This window comes from Maribacter sp. PR66 (assembly GCF_028464205.1).
GTDB lineage: Bacteria > Bacteroidota > Bacteroidia > Flavobacteriales > Flavobacteriaceae > Maribacter > Maribacter flavus.
Genome location: NZ_JAQPCH010000001.1, coordinates 60216 through 74410 on the forward strand (window position 1 = coordinate 60216; position 14195 = coordinate 74410).

A 14195-nucleotide genomic window follows, 5' to 3' on the forward strand; every position below is an offset into this window, starting at 1 on the left:
TATATGGAAGCATTGCAATTAATCGGACCCTTCAAACAATTATTGACCATGGAGGCCCTGCCTTTAAAAGGTGCGCTGTCCGATAGCCAACTTTGGATCACTGAGGATGCAGGCCTATTAATTTCCGATGGAAAAGTGATGGCCACGGGAAATTACGCTTCCCTAAAAAAAGAACATGCCTCCGCAAAATGTCACGAATTAAAAGGTGCCCATGTGTGTCTTCCCGGTTTTATAGATGCCCATACCCACATTTGTTTCGGTGGAAGCCGTGCCAACGACTATGCGCTCAGAAATTCGGGAAAAACCTATTTGGAAATCGCCAAAGCGGGTGGTGGTATTTGGGATACGGTTACCCAAACCAGAAAATCGGACAAAGAAACCTTGACAAAGAAGACGGCAAAATTGGCCAATCGGCACCTTAAAACGGGCGTTACCACGCTGGAGGTGAAAAGTGGATACGGACTTTCATTGGATGAAGAATTGAAAATGCTGGAAGCGATACGGGAAGCGCACAACGAAGTTCCATCGGACCTAGTCCCGACCTGTCTGGCCGCGCACATGTTCCCCAAGGATTATGAAGGTACCAAAACTGACTATTTACAGGAATTGGCCCAAAAGTTATTGCCCAAACTGAAAGCCGAAAATCTCACCAAGAGAATCGACGCCTTTATTGAAGAGAGTGCCTTTTCATCGGAGGAAATAGCCCCGTATTTTGAAACGGCCAAACAACTTGGATTTGATATCACGGTGCATGCCGACCAATTTTCCACGGGCGGCAGCAAAGTGGCCGTTGATTTTGGGGCCATCAGTGCGGACCATTTGGAGGCGAGCACGGATATAGAAATTGAACTTTTGGCCAAAAGCAATACCATTGCCACGGCCTTACCGGGAGCCTCTTTGGGACTTGGCTGCAATTTTACGCCTGCCCGAAAACTATTGGATGCCGGGGCCACCTTGGCCATTGCAAGCGACCACAACCCGGGCTCCGCCCCCATGGGAGACCTGTTGACCCAAGCGGCCATATTGGGTGCTTTTGAAAAATTATCGAATGCAGAGGTCCTGGCCGGAATTACCGTAAGGGCGGCAGCTGCCTTGGGGCTCAAGGACCGGGGGAAACTGGCGAAGGGTTGCCTAGCGGATTTTAGTCTTTTCCATACCGATAACTATCAGGAAATCCTGTACAACCAAGGAAACCTGAAACCCTGCATGGTCTGGAAAAACGGAAATTTGGTGTACAACAAGCATAAAACCTAAAGACAAGCATGGATTTTAAAGCACAGATTCTTGCGGGAATCCCATCGGAACTACCAAAGAAAAAAGAACGTTCTTCCACGGTTTCACATGCCCCTATAAGAAAGGATATCCTTTCAACCCAGGAAAAAAAACTGGCCATACGCAATGCGTTGCGGTATTTTCCACAGGAATGGCACCAAGAACTTGCGGAGGAATTCGTCCAAGAACTCATGGAATACGGTCGGATTTACATGTACCGCTTCCATCCGGATTATAAAATGTATGCCCGACCCATTTCCAAATATCCCGCCAAGACTACTCAAGCGGCCGCCATTATGTTGATGATCCAGAACAACTTGGACCCTGCGGTGGCACAACATCCGGAAGAATTGATTACCTATGGAGGGAATGGGGCCGTTTTCCAGAATTGGGCACAATACCTGTTGACCATACAATTTTTGGCCACGATGACCGAAGCGCAAACGCTTCATATCTATTCCGGGCATCCAATGGGCCTGTTCCCGTCTTCCAAGGAAGCCCCTAGGGTGGTCGTGACCAACGGTATGATGATTCCCAATTATTCCAAACCCGATGACTGGGAACGTTTTAACGCCTTGGGTGTCACGCAATACGGGCAAATGACGGCAGGTTCGTATATGTACATAGGTCCGCAGGGCATTGTTCATGGCACTACGATTACGGTCATGAACGCCTTTAGAAAAGTGTTGAAATCTGGAGAAACACCCGAAGGTAAAATCTTCCTTACGGCCGGACTGGGCGGTATGAGCGGGGCCCAGCCCAAAGCTGGAAACATTGCGGGCTGCATTACCGTCTGCGCCGAAGTGAATCCGGCGGCCGCCCGAAAACGCTTTGAACAGGGTTGGGTGGATGAACTTTTGGAAAGTATTGACAACCTTCTTGAACGAACCAAAACCGCCATCGCACAAAAAGAAGTTGTTTCATTGGCCTATATAGGAAATGTAGTGGATGTTTGGGAGCGCTTCTATAAAGAAAACATTTTTGTGCATTTGGGTTCGGACCAGACCTCCTTGCACAATCCTTGGGCCGGGGGCTATTACCCCGTGGGACTCGGTTATGAAGAGGCCAATGAATTGATGAGCACAAATCCCGCACTTTTCAAAGCCAAGGTACAGGAATCGCTACGGAGACATGCGAGTGCCATAAACAAGCATACGGAACGAGGTTGCTATTTCTTTGACTACGGTAACGCCTTTTTGTTGGAAGCGTCCAGGGCAGGGGCAGAGGTAATGGCAGAAAACCAAGTTGATTTTAAATATCCCTCTTATGTTCAGGATATATTGGGACCTATGTGTTTCGATTTTGGATTTGGTCCGTTTCGATGGGTCTGCACGTCGGGGAATCCGGAAGATTTACGTAAAACGGACCAGATTGCGCTGGAGGTGATGTTAGGTATAAAAACGACCGCACCAGCTGAGATTCGGCAACAACTGGAGGATAACATCCAATGGATTCAAGAGGCCGAAGAAAATAACTTGGTCGTTGGTTCCCAAGCACGGATTTTATATGCCGATGCGGAAGGTAGGGCAGCCATTGCCGAATCCTTTAACCAAGCGGTGAAGTCGGGCGAAATTTCCGCGCCGGTTGTTTTGGGTAGGGACCACCATGACGTAAGCGGCACGGACAGTCCGTATAGGGAAACCAGTAATATTTACGACGGAAGTAAGTTCACGGCAGATATGGCCATCCACAACGTAATCGGCGACAGCTTTAGGGGCGCCACCTGGGTATCCATCCACAACGGTGGCGGCGTAGGTTGGGGCGAGGTCATCAACGGCGGTTTTGGCATGGTGCTCGACGGGACAAAGGAAGCATCGAACCGACTAAAAAACATGTTGTTCTTTGACGTAAACAATGGCATCGCCCGAAGAAGTTGGGCCCGAAACAAGGAAGCTGTGTTTGCAATAAAAAGGGAAATGGAACGTACGCCCAATTTGCAGGTTAATTTGCCTAACTTCGTGGAGGACCATGTTTTGGAATCTGTATTCAAAACGAAAACCGAAAGGTAACTATGGAAATGGATTTCATGAATCCAATAAATGGGGGCTTAAATAAATGACACGTAATGAGCAACTACTCAGAAACTTTTTCGAACATTTATACCGGAAGAACTTCAAGCCAGCAGTTGTATCTACATGAAAAGATTTCTTGCGTTCCCATTTCCAAGGTATCAACGGTCGCTTCCGAAAAATCCTTTTCCCTTTTGGGCTATGCCTGCGATGAAGGGGTGAAAAGAAATTTGGGTCGGCCTGGTGCCGCCAATGGCCCTGAAGAGATCAGAAAGCACTTGGGCAAACTGCCCAACCATCTTCCCACGGAGACGCTGCTCTATGATGTGGGCACACTACAATGTTTGGAAGGCGATATGGAAGTAACCCAACGGGCCCTCAGCGATTCCATTTGCCAATTGCTTCAACATAAACACTTCCCCATCGTACTTGGCGGCGGACACGATATGGCCTACGGCAGCTACAACGGACTCAAAAAATATGTTGGAAAAGGGGAAACCATCGGTATCATAAATTTTGACGCCCATTTTGACCTAAGAAACAACAGACAGGACAACGGTCACACTGTGAACAATTCCGGAACCCCGTTTTACCAAATAGCCCAGGACTGCCAAGCGGACGGCACCCTTTTCAAGTATCTCTGTTTGGGTATCAGACAAGATGCGAATGACAGGGTTCTCTTTGAAACGGCCAAGGAACTGGACGTTAAGTACATCATGCGGGACACTTTTAGAATCCAATTCCACAATGAGATAAACGCCTGGATCAATGCCTTTACAGGCAATTTGGACCACATCTATGTGACCATTGATTTGGACGGATTTTCTTCGGCGTACGCGCCAGGGGTAAGTGCTCCCTCTCCCATGGGTTTCACCCCGGATGTTGTCCTAGAATCCCTAAAGACCATTATGGCATCCGGCAAACTGCGGGTTTTGGACATTGCAGAATTAAATCCGGATTTTGATCGGGACGATCAAACGGCAAAATTGGCGGCATCCTTAGTGCATTACGTTTTACATGCTGAATTTAACTGAAAGGATTCCGCTTTCTAGCGGAATTAGTTCAACCAACAGATAAGTGTGCACCTCGTTTCACCTATCTGGGTTTCACTAACAAAAAAAGCCTCCCAAATGGAAAGCCTTTCATTGGTTCAATAGGTATAATCCTATTTTTACCACTGTCCCAAAATCACTTTCGGGACACAACACAACAGGGCAAAGATAAGAAAGGATTTTTATTTTTTAAGGTCATTCTAAAATTATCATCGGATAAGCGGTCTCCTTTTTCCTTTGAATTGAAATTTGACCATGAAGGGAATTCCCGATTAAAAACCATATAATCAGATAAATAAATCCAACCAATACAAGTTACCAAGGAAACCTTCCACTGGTCGACACTTGGGTAGTTACTCTAAAGAGCTACGTAATTTGCAGGTCCAAATCCAAATCGAACTATCCCATGAACCTACGACCGGTTGCCTCCATAATTGTCCTATTGCTGTTTTTTTCGTGTTCGAAAGAGGATATTTCCACCTACCAAGAGGATTTAGTGGTACGTTTGGACGAGGAAATTGAGACAGCATCCCATAAAATCGATGAAAAATCCCAGTATTTTGATGAGGCCTTTGTTCATTGGATCGTAAACCGTCAGCAAGCATCGGGCCTTATGGAAAGTACGGAAATCTCCAATTTCACTTCCTTATACGACAATGCTTTGGCCGCGATATTCTTCATCCAAGAGGATAGAAAGGAAAATGCGGAAAAGATATTCGATTATTATTACGCTATTCAGGAAACGGAACTACCGCAAACGGGCGGGTTCTATCAATTTAGAAAATCAGATGGTTCCGATGCGGAAAGGGTCTGGATGGGCGACAATGCCTGGTTGCTGATCGCTTTGAACCAATATGCCACCAAATACGGATCTGGAAAATATGAATCACTTTCGCTCCAATTGGAAAACTGGATCCGTTCCCTACAAATGGAAAATGGTGCTTTGAGAGGAGGAACTAATTCAGATGGAACGGAGATACCCAATGTTACGGAAGGTATGATCACGGCCTTTCACGCTGTAAAGGGTTACGATGCATTCCATAAAAACATGTTGCAATTCCTAAAAAACAATCGGTGGGACGAAGATCTTGATTTGCTTATGGCCTGGCCTGAAAATCCGGAATATGCCTTTGCCCTGGACGTACTTTCCCTAAGCAAACTAATTTTCAACGACCTTTCTGACGATGTGCTGTTCCAAGCCAACAAGTTCCTGAACAATCAAACAGCCACCTTGAGCGGGGAAATGGTTTCAGGGTATTGTTTTGATGAGGACAAGGACGTCATTTGGTTGGAAGGTACCGCACAAATGGCCGTTGCCTTCAACAGCATACAGCGGTTCGACCTTTCGGAAAAAATAATGGAAGACATTGAAAAAACGGTCATCCAGAGCACTATGACCGAAAACGCTAAGGGCATACCCTATACCGCCAACTTTGGCACTTCCTATGGAAGCAACGAACTTTGGGACCATACGGATATCACCCCAGCGCTTTCCTCCACCCTATGGTATTACTTCGCCAAAACCAATTTCAATCCTTTTTATGCTGGCAAGAAATCGGTAATTCCAGAAGCCGATAAATTTTGGGAATACGATTTTTAGCTCCAGTTTTAAAAAACCTTTAACGCATTCACGAGTCCCTAAACACTATCTTTCAATTAAAAATGAAAGATTCAGTCTACGTCTGGGTATTGATTACCACATTGGCCTTGGTCACGGTCACCATAATGTCTGTAATGAACCTCCCCTTTAATTGGATATTTTATTGCACCGTGCTAGGCCAGGCCCTTATTGTCATCATGGTCTATAAAGTACTGACCGATAATTACAAGACGGACAAAACATTCAAGGATTTTTACGAGGACAATCCCATTGGGAACCGCGTTAATTAGGTACGACTTCGTTTTCCCTTTTATTTGATTCCTTCAAATGGGAGGTCATGCCCAGTTCCGGTATGACCAGTAGTGGTATTTGCGTATGAAAGGCCACTCTTTTTACCACGGGCTCACGTACCAATTGTTCCATATAGCTGTGTTGGTAGTTCAACATGGCCAGTAAGTGAATATCCATTTCCCTGGAAAAGACCTCCAAGGTCTTGGAAACGGAATTCAACTCAGATACGGTGTGGACATAATGCTCCACTTCGCCCAAATACTTTCGTAACATTCCCAAATTGAACAATTGAAGCTCGGACAGGGTCTTTATTTCGTATTGTACATGTACGATTCGAACGGTGGCATCAAAAATGCCGGCCAGTTCTACCAAAGGCCTTAGCTCTGATTTGGTATAAAATCGGGTGAAATCTGTAGCGAAAGCGATTTCGGTTGGTTTTTGAAATTCAAAGTTTTGCGGAATGGCCAATACGGGACAATCCTTTACGGATTTGATGACACGTACCGTATTGCTGCCCATGAAAACCTCTTCCATTCCTGTTGCCCCCGTGGTTCCCATAATGACCAGTTCAATGTCATAGGCCGAAATACTTTCAATGATCTCGTCCACCAACAAACTAAAAGAAGAAATGGTCTCAAAATGATGATGCTCGTTCACAAAGTCATTCTTGACCCGCGCCAATAGATCATCCAGGCCCTTTTGGGAATATTTGGCGGCACTGTTGGTTAGCATACTTTCCTCAAAAGATGCCGCCATAAACCTGCTTCCGGCGATGGCGGGGGTATAGGTATTCAATAAATAGAAGGTACATTCCTGATCCCAGAACATGGAAATGGCATACTTGATGGCATTGCAGGAATTATCCGAAAAGTCCGTAGGGATTAAAATATTCTTCATCTAATTTCATATTTGAATATAGGATAAAATTAGACCTAACCTTACGGGGAAACTATGACAATTGTCATCTTTGGGAAATAAACGACTTAAAAACCTTCCACAAGGTTTTTAAGCGCCTTTTCATCGGTGATCCCAATTCTTTTCCCGGAAGTTTTTAGATACCCTTTTTTCTTGAATTCTGAAATGATTCGGATACACGATTCAATGGCCGTACCTACCACATTGGAAATATCCTCCCTTGACAACACAAGTCTTAGATAGCCTTCCCCATCCTCCCCAAAATTATTTTTCAGGTACAGGAAAGCTTCCGCCATTCGTTGTTTAACGTTTTTTTGGCTCATGTTCACGATAACGTCATCGGCCTCCTTCAGGTCGTGGGCCATATGCCGTAATACCTCAAGGGTAAAATTGGGATTGGTATGCAAACTGGAAACGATACCTTCCTTGGGTATGAAACAAACCTCCATATCACTTACGGCAATGGCGCTCAAGTTTACGTTTTCTTCCGCCACCACGGAGCGTTGTCCAATGACCTCCCCCTTGCTCGCAAGCTTTACGATTTGATCTTTACCGTTTTCGCTTAATTTGGATAATTTGGATACCCCATCGCGTACGCAAAATACGCCATCCAACTTTTCACCCTCCTTAAAGAGGGACTCTCCCTTTTTGATTGTTCGTGTAGTTTTTGAATCGGACACCCTTTTTAATTCCTCCTTAGACATAGCGCGTAAGGAGTTGAATTGCCGTACGATACAATTTTCACATCTGCTTTCCATTGAACTAAAATTTACCTGACGAAACAAAGGTAACCACTACAAGTTAGGCAAAAACTGATAAATATCATATTTCAAAAACCCAACATTGCAAACCTTTGCCCCAGGTATTAGCAAATGAATTATGGAAAAGCAACCCTGTTATCATTGTGGGGACGATTGCAGCTCCGAGAGTATCCAGTACGATGAAAAGTGCTTCTGTTGCAACGGTTGCAAAACGGTCTACGAGATTTTTTCGGAAAACGATTTATCCTATTATTACGACTTGCAAACTTCGGCAGGTTCTACGCCTACAGCCATAGAAGGCAAGTACGATTTTTTGGAAACCGAGCGTATCGTTGAAAAATTAACGGAATTCAACGACGGCAACCTACAAATCGTAAATCTCTATATTCCTTTAATACATTGTAGTTCCTGTATCTGGGTATTGGAAAACCTGAACAAGCTCAACCCGTTTATCTCCTCCTCCCAAGTAAACTTTTCCAAGAAAACGGTACGGATTTCCTATAACAGCCAAAAAACCTCTTTGAAGGACGTGGTGGTGCTATTGGCCAGAATTGGTTACGAACCCTATATATCCTTGGAGGATATTGATGGAAAAGAAAAAAAGGTAGACCGAAGCCTTATTTATAAGTTGGGCGTCGCCGGATTTGCTTTTGGTAACGTGATGTTCCTTTCCTTTCCGGATTATTTTGATCTAAGCTCCAGCAAAACTTCCGGTGGCGAATTCTGGTTGAACCAATATGAAGTGGTTTTTAGATGGCTGATGTTCGCCTTTTCACTTCCCGTCGTTTTTTATGCAGGTGCCGATTACTTTGTTTCGGCCTATAAAGGCCTTCGTTCCAAAATCCTCAACATTGACGTTCCCATTTCCTTGGGTATTTTGGTACTTTTTGTACGAAGTACCTTGGAAATTATGTTCGATTGGGGAAGCGGCTTTTTTGACTCCCTTACAGGTTTGGTCTTCTTCCTGCTTCTAGGGAAGTTCTTCCAACAAAAAACCTATTCCTTTCTCTCTTTTGAACGGGACTATAAATCGTATTTCCCTATCGCGGTCACCAAAATTAATGATGATGGTACCGAGGAAAGTACCCAAGTGCACGAAATCAAACAGGGCGACCTGCTATTGATCAGAAACGGGGAACTGATTCCGGTAGACGGACTCCTATATAAAGGCAAAGCACAGATTGATTACAGTTTTGTAACGGGGGAATCGGTCCCTGTAGAAAAGGAATTTGGCGAAAAGGTATTTGCAGGGGGCAGACAAATGAACGGCACTATTGAGGTAGAAGCGTTAAAATCGGTTTCTCAAAGTTACCTCACCCAGCTTTGGAGCAATTCGGTCTTTAAAACGGACAAGTCCACCCGATTCCAAAACATTACCGATAGCATTGGTAAACGATTTACCTTTGGGGTATTGACCATTGCTTTTTTGGCCACAGCCTACTGGTTGTTTTTTGACCCATCCTTGGCAATGAACGTTTTTACGGCGGTGTTGATCATCGCATGCCCGTGCGCCATAGCCTTGGCCTCGCCCTTCACCCTGGGCAATATGCTCCGCATATTTGGTCAGAAAAAATTCTATTTGAGGGATACCGGTGCCATTGAACAATTGGCCCAAGTAGACACGGCCATATTTGACAAGACCGGGACCATTACCACTTCCAAACAAAGTACGGCCACCTATCAAGGCATGCCGTTGACAAAGGAAGAGGAGTCCCTTCTAAAAAATACCTTGAGGGCCTCCAACCACCCGTTGAGCAGGACCTTGTACGATATTTTATCGGACCATAACATATATACACTGGACGATTATGAGGAACACATTGGCAAAGGCCTGGAAGGAAGTAAGGGCGAAAGGCATATAAAAATAGGCTCCCCTGAATTTGTGGGTAAGGAAGAGGTTTCGGACAGTTTGAACACGGCGGTGCACGTAGCGAGCAACAATGCGTACAAGGGCAAATACGTCTTTCACAATCAATACAGGGATGGTGTTTCCGAAGTCTTTGAACAAATGTCGGAACAACTACAATTGGCCATTCTTTCCGGGGATAACGAGGGCGAAAAACGCAACTTGGAAAAACTGTTGCCCAAATTGACTCCGTTGTATTTCAACCAAAAACCGGAGGACAAACTGGCCTTTATCACTTCCTTACAGGAACAGGGCAAAAAAGTCCTTATGGTAGGTGACGGATTGAACGATGCCGGTGCCCTCGCCCAAGCGGAAGTGGGCATTGCCATATCGGAGAACATCAATGTATTTTCCCCTGCTTGTGATGGTATTATGGATGCCTCAAAATTCCAGCAATTGTACCAATACATCATCGCCTCCAAAAAGGCCATGAAAATCATAAAGCTCAGTTTTTTATTGTCGCTCCTTTACAATGTGGTGGGACTCTATTTTGCGGTTACCGGGCAACTGGAACCCGTTATCGCGGCCATTTTAATGCCCTTGAGTTCCATTAGCGTAGTTGGGTTTACAACACTAATGACCAACCTTTTGGGCAAGAAATTAAAGTAAAAATGAGGCATTCAATAAAATTTTTAAAACTGATAAATGTCATATTTAAAAGGAAGCAACAACGGTAATTTTACCCCGAAATTCAGGTAGGTATGAGTGTAATTTATGTGTTATTGGCCATTAGTATCATCGTCGCCATTGTCTTTTTTGCAGCGTTCATTTTCTCTGTAAAAAATGGGCAATATGACGATTCCTATACGCCATCCGTCCGGATGCTCTTTGAGGACGAATTGGTCAAACAGAAAAAGAGTTTACAAAAATCCAATATGGATACATCAATAGAATCAAATAACTAATCAACTATGGAAGTACAGCAGTTTTATTACGATAACAAAATCGTAAAAAAGTTCATCTATGCCACAATGCTTTGGGGTATTGTTGGTATGTCCGTTGGCCTATTATTGGCCTTTATGTTCTTGTTCCCGAATGTTACGGACGGAATTTCTTGGCTCAGTTTTGGCCGTTTAAGACCCTTGCACACCAACGCGGTCATTTTTGCCTTTGTAGGTAATGCCATTTTTGCCGGTGTGTATTACTCGACCCAGCGCCTCCTAAAGGCACGAATGTTCAGTGATGTGCTGAGCAACATCAATTTTTGGGGCTGGCAATTGATTATTGTGGCCGCAGCCATTACATTGCCACTGGGAATTACCACATCTAAGGAATATGCGGAATTGGAGTGGCCCATCGATATTGCCATTGCCCTTGTGTGGGTAGCCTTTGGCGTCAACCTGATCGGGACCATGATCAAAAGAAGACAACGCCATTTATACGTTGCCATTTGGTTCTACTTGGCCACTTTTGTAACCGTAGCGGTACTACATATCTTCAATAGTTTGGAGTTACCTGTAAGCGCCTTAAAGAGCTACTCCGTATATGCGGGGGTTCAGGATGCCTTGGTACAATGGTGGTACGGCCACAACGCGGTTGCCTTCTTCTTGACAACCCCTTTCTTGGGATTGATGTACTATTTTGTTCCTAAAGCGGCGAACAGGCCTGTATATTCCTATAGACTTTCCATAGTTCACTTTTGGTCCTTGATATTCATTTATATCTGGGCAGGACCTCACCACTTGCTATACTCCGCATTGCCGGATTGGGCCCAAAACCTTGGTGTTGCCTTTTCGGTCATGTTGATCGCTCCTTCCTGGGGCGGTATGATCAACGGCCTTTTGACCTTGAGGGGTGCTTGGGACAAGGTTCGTACGGACCCAACACTTAAATTTATGGTAGTTGCGATTACAGGGTACGGGATGGCCACTTTTGAAGGTCCAATGCTTTCCTTAAAGAACGTAAACGCCATAGCCCATTTTAGCGACTGGATCATTGCCCACGTACATGTAGGTGCCTTGGCTTGGAACGGTTTCTTGACCTTTGGTATGATCTATTGGTTGGTTCCCAAAATGTTCAAGACCCGTTTGGCTTCGGTAGGAATGGCAAACTTCCACTTCTGGATTGGGACCCTAGGTATCATATTATATGCGCTGCCCATGTATGTAGCCGGTTTCACCCAGGCCTTGATGTGGAAAGATTTTAATCCGGATGGAACCTTGGTCTACGGTAACTTCTTGGAAACCGTAAACGAGATCATCCCAATGTATTGGATGCGTGCTATTGGGGGTAGTCTTTACATTGTAGGTGCCATAGTTATGGTGTACAATATCGTTGTTACCATCAAATCCGGTCAAAAAGTGGAGGATGAGTTGGCCGAAGCCGCTGCCCTTACCCGGGTATCCAAAAACAGGACCGCAGGGGAAACCTTCCACACATGGTTGGAGCGTAAACCCATCCAATTGACCATTTTGGCTACCGTAGCCATTCTGATAGGTGGTATTGTACAAATTGTACCAACCATCATGGTGAAGTCCAATATTCCTACCATCACCAGTGTCAAACCTTATACACCGTTAGAATTGGAAGGAAGGGACCTATATATACGCGAAGGTTGTGTAGGATGCCATTCCCAAATGATCAGGCCATTTAGAAGTGAGGTAGAACGCTATGGGGAATATGCCAAGGCCGGTGAGTTCGTATACGACCACCCATTCCTTTGGGGAAGTAAGAGAACGGGTCCTGATTTGCTACGGGTTGGTGGAAAGTATTCGGATAACTGGCACTTAAACCACATGTACGATCCACAAACGACCTCCTCCGGTTCCATAATGCCCTCCTACTCCTGGTTGGTACGCAACAGACATGACAGAAGTGGGGTTCAGGACAAAATGGAGGCCATGGTTACCTTGGGAGTACCTTATACCGATGAGGATATTGCCAATGCCGAAGCCAGTATGAGCGAACAGGCCATACAAATTGAGAAGAACCTCTATAGCGACCCGGATTTTGCATCGACCTACGAGGCCGATAAAAAATACGCCGCTGAAAACGGGGAGGAATTCATTGAAATGCGCGACAGGGAAATTGTGGCCATGATCGCCTACCTACAACGATTGGGTACGGATATAAAAATTAAGGAAACCAACGAATTAATCTCAGAAAATAAATAGCCATGCTAAAGTTTGTAAAAGGATATATGGAAAACATTGAGGGGGTGGCCACCTACCCAATGATTTCACTGATGATTTTCTTCGTCTTCTTCGTCGTTCTCTTCTGGTGGGTCTTTACCGCATCCAAGGAGTATGTCAAAGAGGTGAGCGACATCCCACTAGACAATAACAACCAACAAAACATTGAATTATGAAGAACCTAGGACCTTGGTGGATCAGACTTCCACTACTATTTTTTATCATATTTGGATTGACGGAGTTTTTTATAGACTCGGGGGATAAGCCAGCCTTTCTGGACCAACCCATAGTCGCACTATTTCTAGGCTTTATAATCCTTTTGCTTGTGGGCATAGAGCTTATCCTGGCCTCCATTGAGAACGTCATGTTCCAGACACTATCGGAAGAAGCAAAGGAACGCTACTTGGCTTCCAAGGAACAAGGCTTTGAATGGGCCTGGGGCAAAAGAATGTACCAGAAGCTTTTGGGCTCCAAACCTATCGAGGCCGAAGGTGAAATCATCCTGGACCACAACTATGATGGCATTCGCGAGCTTGATAACAAGCTTCCACCCTGGTGGGTATACATGTTCTACGCCACCATCATTTTTGGGGTAGTGTATTTGGTGCGGTTCCACATTTTCAATGATTATGATCAGGATACCGAATATCTAACGGAAATGACCTTGGCCGAAGCCGAAATAGAAGAATACAAGAAAAACGCCAAGGACCTAGTAGATGTCAATACCGTGGAACTATTGACCGATGCATCCGATATTGCCGCGGGTAAGGCCGTTTTTGAAACGAATTGTGTGGCCTGTCATATGGCTGACGGTGGTGGGGGAATTGGTCCTAACCTGACCGATCAAAACTGGATATTGGGTGGCGATATTAAATCGGTTTTCAACACCATTTCAGAAGGTGGAAGGGACGGTAAAGGTATGATTGCCTGGAAACAGAGCCTAAAACCTGTGGAGATGGCGCAAGTTGCCAGCTATGTACTTAACTTTCAAGGAACCACACCAGCCAACCCAAAAGCTCCGGAAGGTGATATTATCGTAAACCCGCATATGGATGTGGAGGGAGCGCCCGCCGTGGATTCGGCCATGATTGAAGTTGAAGTCGACACCTTAGAATTCATTAAAACCATTGACGAAGAGGGTACCGTAATTGAATAACGAGATCCTTTTGGATTGCCACATGCCATACAAATTTGGTATGTGGCGGTTCAAAAAACCGATACCAAATAACCAAAAGCCAATAATGACAGCATTCCTATC

The 14195-nt window shown here is 45.0% G+C and carries 12 protein-coding genes; 10 read left to right on the forward strand and 2 right to left on the reverse strand.

The genetic code is table 11. The annotated features are described in order from the left end of the window. Positions 1–3 precede the first annotated feature (3 nt). The 5 genes from hutI to PP181_RS00320 all read left to right on the forward strand — a co-directional run bounded on the left by hutI (position 4) and on the right by PP181_RS00320 (position 6223). A complete protein-coding gene (hutI, locus tag PP181_RS00300) occupies positions 4–1254 on the forward strand; it encodes an imidazolonepropionase (RefSeq protein ID WP_272635533.1) in 1251 nt (416 codons plus the stop codon). Positions 1255–1262: 8 nt separating this feature from the next. Continuing rightward, positions 1263–3281 carry a urocanate hydratase gene (locus PP181_RS00305; protein ID WP_272635534.1) on the forward strand — a complete coding sequence of 673 codons (2019 nt, stop codon included), beginning with the start codon at positions 1263–1265 and terminating at the stop codon, positions 3279–3281. A gap of 56 nt (positions 3282–3337) precedes the next feature. Continuing rightward, positions 3338–4315, forward strand: a complete 978-nt coding sequence (gene hutG / locus PP181_RS00310; protein ID WP_272635535.1) for a formimidoylglutamase — start codon at positions 3338–3340, stop codon at positions 4313–4315. A gap of 424 nt (positions 4316–4739) precedes the next feature. Continuing rightward, positions 4740–5933: a hypothetical protein gene (locus PP181_RS00315; protein ID WP_272635536.1), complete on the forward strand. Its 1194-nt coding sequence runs from the start codon at positions 4740–4742 to the stop codon at positions 5931–5933. A 62-nt stretch (positions 5934–5995) separates the two neighbouring features. Next, positions 5996–6223 (forward strand): hypothetical protein, encoded by a 228-nt coding sequence (locus PP181_RS00320; protein ID WP_272635537.1) that lies wholly within the window; start codon positions 5996–5998, stop codon positions 6221–6223. On the opposite strand, the gene PP181_RS00325 is transcribed toward PP181_RS00320, so the two are convergent. Next, positions 6216–7121 (reverse strand): universal stress protein, encoded by a 906-nt coding sequence (locus PP181_RS00325; protein ID WP_272635538.1) that lies wholly within the window; start codon positions 7119–7121, stop codon positions 6216–6218. The two genes, PP181_RS00320 and PP181_RS00325, sit on opposite strands and share 8 nt — an antisense overlap. 86 nt (positions 7122–7207) lie before the next feature. Beyond that, positions 7208–7897: a Crp/Fnr family transcriptional regulator gene (locus PP181_RS00330; protein ID WP_272635539.1), complete on the reverse strand. Its 690-nt coding sequence runs from the start codon at positions 7895–7897 to the stop codon at positions 7208–7210. Positions 7898–8018: 121 nt separating this feature from the next. Between PP181_RS00330 and PP181_RS00335 the strand changes: the two genes are divergently transcribed. The 5 genes from PP181_RS00335 (at position 8019) to PP181_RS00355 (ending at position 14093) form a co-directional block, all read left to right on the forward strand. Next, a complete protein-coding gene (locus tag PP181_RS00335; RefSeq protein ID WP_272635540.1) occupies positions 8019–10415 on the forward strand; it encodes a heavy metal translocating P-type ATPase in 2397 nt (798 codons plus the stop codon). Between the two features lie 92 nt (positions 10416–10507). Continuing rightward, on the forward strand, positions 10508–10711 hold the full coding sequence (gene ccoS / locus PP181_RS00340; RefSeq protein WP_138257756.1) for a cbb3-type cytochrome oxidase assembly protein CcoS: 204 nt from the start codon (positions 10508–10510) through the stop codon (positions 10709–10711). A gap of 6 nt (positions 10712–10717) precedes the next feature. Next, positions 10718–12919 carry a cytochrome-c oxidase, cbb3-type subunit I gene (ccoN, locus tag PP181_RS00345; RefSeq protein ID WP_154917294.1) on the forward strand — a complete coding sequence of 734 codons (2202 nt, stop codon included), beginning with the start codon at positions 10718–10720 and terminating at the stop codon, positions 12917–12919. 2 nt (positions 12920–12921) lie between these two features. Continuing rightward, positions 12922–13113, forward strand: a complete 192-nt coding sequence (locus tag PP181_RS00350; RefSeq protein ID WP_125221360.1) for a CcoQ/FixQ family Cbb3-type cytochrome c oxidase assembly chaperone — start codon at positions 12922–12924, stop codon at positions 13111–13113. Then, the gene (locus PP181_RS00355) at positions 13110–14093 is read left to right on the forward strand and encodes a cbb3-type cytochrome c oxidase N-terminal domain-containing protein (RefSeq protein WP_154917295.1); all 984 of its coding nucleotides are present in this window, start codon (positions 13110–13112) and stop codon (positions 14091–14093) included. Before PP181_RS00350 ends, PP181_RS00355 begins: the two co-directional genes overlap by 4 nt. Positions 14094–14195 lie beyond the last annotated feature (102 nt).